1 protein-coding gene is annotated in these 3,481 nt (G+C 66.8%); it reads right to left on the reverse strand.

Annotation, left to right across the window (positions count from 1 at the left end; genetic code table 11):
- Positions 1–3,481 (reverse strand): type I polyketide synthase (locus NV1_RS41495; RefSeq protein ID WP_157117783.1); only part of this gene is annotated, 3,481 nt, incomplete at both ends.

Here is a 3,481-nt window from a genome sequence, read left to right on the forward strand (position 1 = left end):
ATCCGACGGGAATCCGGACACCACTTCGCCGCCGTCGAAAATCAACTCCCACAGGTCGTCCGGAGACGCCACACCGCCTGGGAACCGGCATCCCGAACCCACGATCGCGATCGGTTCGTCGACCACCGGACGAACCAGCGAGGGGCGCAGCCCCTGATCCCGCACTCCCATGATCTGCTCTCGCAGGTGCCGGGCGAGCGCGGCGGGAGTCGGATAGTCGAAGATGAGCGTGGACGACAAGGCCAGCCCGGTCACGGCTTTGAGCCGGTTACCGAATTCGATCGCCGTCAGTGATCGGAATCCCAAGTCCTGGAAGGCGGTATCCGGGTCGATATCGTCGGGGCCGGTATGTCCCAGGACGACGGCGGTGTGCGACCTGATCACTCGCAGCAGCGCGGCATACTGCTCGTCCTCGGTCGATTCGCGCAAACGCCGTACGAGCACGGATTCCTCGGCATCCGCCGATCGGTCCGACGGATCGCGGACCAGATCCGCGAACAACGGCGCGAGGACACCAGCGACGGCCTGGGAGCGCACTCCGGCCACATCGATGCGCGCCGGCGCCAGACACGGTCGATCGATTCGCAACGCGGCGTCGAACAATTCGACCGCTTCCCGCGACGACATCGCCACCAGGCCACTGCGACTCATCCGAGCCCGGTCCTCGGCGCGCAGTTGGCCGGTCATGCCGCTGGCCTGAGCCCACAATCCCCACGCCAACGACGAAGCCGGCGAACCCTGTGCTCGGCGGTGGGTCGCCAGGCCGTCCAGAAACGCGTTCGCGGCGGCGTAATTGCCTTGGCCCGGCGGGCCCACTGTGCCCGCCATCGATGAAAACAGCACGAAGACCGGGAGATTCATGTCGCGGGTCAACTCGTGCAGATTCCACGCACCGTCGACCTTCGCGCGCAGTACCGTATCGACACGCTCAGCGGTCAACGAACCGATCACCGCATCGTCGAGTACACCGGCCGCGTGGATCACCGCGGACAAGGGCGCCTGCGCGGGCAAGGCGGCCAACAACCGCGCCAACGCCTCCCGATCGGCCACATCGCACACCGCCGCCCGCACCCGCGCGCCCGATGCGGTCAACTCCGCGACGAGTTCGGGCGCGCCGTCGGCCTCCCCGCCGCGCCGGCTGACCAGCAGCAGATTTCGCGCACCGTGCTCGGCCACCAGATGCCGTGCCAGCGCGGCACCGGCCATACCGGTGCCGCCGGTGATCAGTACCGTGCCTGCCGGATCGAATTTCGCCGCTGTCGTTGGCGTTTCATCGACGGTCCGCGCCAAGCGAGCCTTGTAGCTGATTCCGGAGCGGAGCAGTACCTGTGGTTCTCCTACTGCCAGGACCGCGGCCGCATCGACATCGGAATCGGTGTCCGCCAGAATGATTCGGCCGGGATGCTCCGATTGCGCTGACCGGGCCAGGCCCCACACGGCCGCGCCGGCCAAATCGGTGACGTCCTCGCCGGGTAGCCCGATCGCGCCGTGCGTCACAATCACCAAGGGACACGAAAGCTCCCGCGCCAGTGCCGATTGCACTACACCGAGCACGCGGTGTACCGCGGCGTAGACCTCGGACACCACGTCGCCGCCCGACGCGCGCACGTCCAACACCACCGCATCCGGACCAGCCCCGCCCCATGCGGCGCCGGCATCCGGCGCAGCCGCACCCCGAGGGATCTCCGCGCCCCCCGCGGGTGCGGCCGCGACATCCGCCATTGGCGGAATGCTTTCGCGCTTTTCGAAGACTTCCCAGGTCAGCACCGTCAATTCTGCGGTATGACCCCGCACCGCGTGAGTGGGCGACCACTCCAGTTCGAACATGTTGTCCGCACCGGTCCCGATGAGCGCGGAATCGGGCTGGTCGATCGCGCCCGACAGCACAGCTCCGGAGTGACCGGTACCCGACCCGGCGCCACCACCGGGAAGCCAGTACCGCCGCCGTTGAAAGGCGTACGACGGCAAAGGAACACGACGAGAACGGGCCCCGGCGAATACCGCATTCCATTCCACCGCCACACCACGCACGTGGGCCTGGGCGACGGAAATCAGGAACCGATCGAGCCCGCCCTCGCCACGTCCCAGCGATGGAACGACCACGGCCCTACCGTCGTCGACACATTCACCGACCGTGTCCTCGATACCACCGACCAGCACCGGATGCGGGCTCGATTCGACGAACACCCGATACCCCTGCCCGCATGCCGCACGCACCGCGGCTTCGAACTCCACTGTCTGCCGAATATTGCGATACCAGTACTCGCCGTCCAGAAGCGCTGTGTCGCAAACACTTCCCGTCACCGTGGAGAAGAACGCGATCTCCGACGATCGTGGTGTGATCCCCGACAAGACCTCGACCAGCCCATCCCGGATGGACTCGACCCGGCTCGAATGCGAGGCATAATCCACGTCGATGCGCCGCGCCCGGATTCCGCGAATCTCGCACTCCGCCAACAACTCTCCCAGCGCAGCCGGACTTCCCGATACCACCACCGCCGAACGGCCGTTGACCGCAGCGATACTCAGCGCATCGCCCCCGGCCCGCACCAGATCGCGCGCCTGCTCGGCGGCGCAGGCCACCGACACCATCCCACCCGAACCCGACAACCCCACCAACAACCGACTCCGCAACGCCACCACACGCGCCGCATCACGCAACGACAACGCACCCGCCACAAACGCCGCCGCGATCTCCCCCTGCGAATGCCCGATCACCGCATCCGGACACACCCCCACCGACCGCCACAGATGAGCCAACGACACCATCACCGCAAACAACACCGGCTGCACCACATCCACACGATCCAGCCCCGGCGCACCGTTCGCACCACGCAACACATCGAGCAAAGACCAGTCCACGAACTCCGAAAGCGCAGCGGCACAAGCATTCATCTGCTCGGCGAATACCGGCGAACTTTCCAGCAGCTCTACCCCCATTCCCACCCACTGCGAACCCTGGCCGGGAAATACGAACACCGTCCGACCTGCCGTATCGGCCCGGCCATGAACCACATTCCGGCCCGGCTCGCCGTCGACCAGCCCGGCCAGCCCACGCATCAGCTCCACACGGTCGCCGCCGACAACCACCGCGCGATGTCCGAATACCGATCGGCCGACCAGGGAGAAGCCGATATCGGACGCAGTCGAGCCCGGATGCCGCCGCGCATGTTCCAGCAGTCGGCTCGCCTGTCCGGCCAACGCCTCGGCGGTTTTCGCCGACAGCACCCACGGCAATGCCTGCGAACCCGCGTGACCGGCTTCCGCCCCGTGCACAGCGCGGGATGATCCGGAATTACCGGCATCAGCGTCATCGGGCCCGACACCACCGGATACGTCATCAGGTGCCTGTTCCAGGATCACATGTGCGTTCGTTCCGCTGATCCCGAACGACGACACACCCGCGCGACGCGGTGCACCGGTCTCCGGCCACTCCCGAGACTCGCTCAGCAACGAGACCGCACCCGAAGACCAATCCACA

Origin of the sequence: Nocardia vaccinii NBRC 15922 (assembly GCF_001613305.1) — a bacterium.
In the GTDB taxonomy this organism is placed as follows: Bacteria; Actinomycetota; Actinomycetes; order Mycobacteriales; family Mycobacteriaceae; genus Nocardia; species Nocardia vaccinii.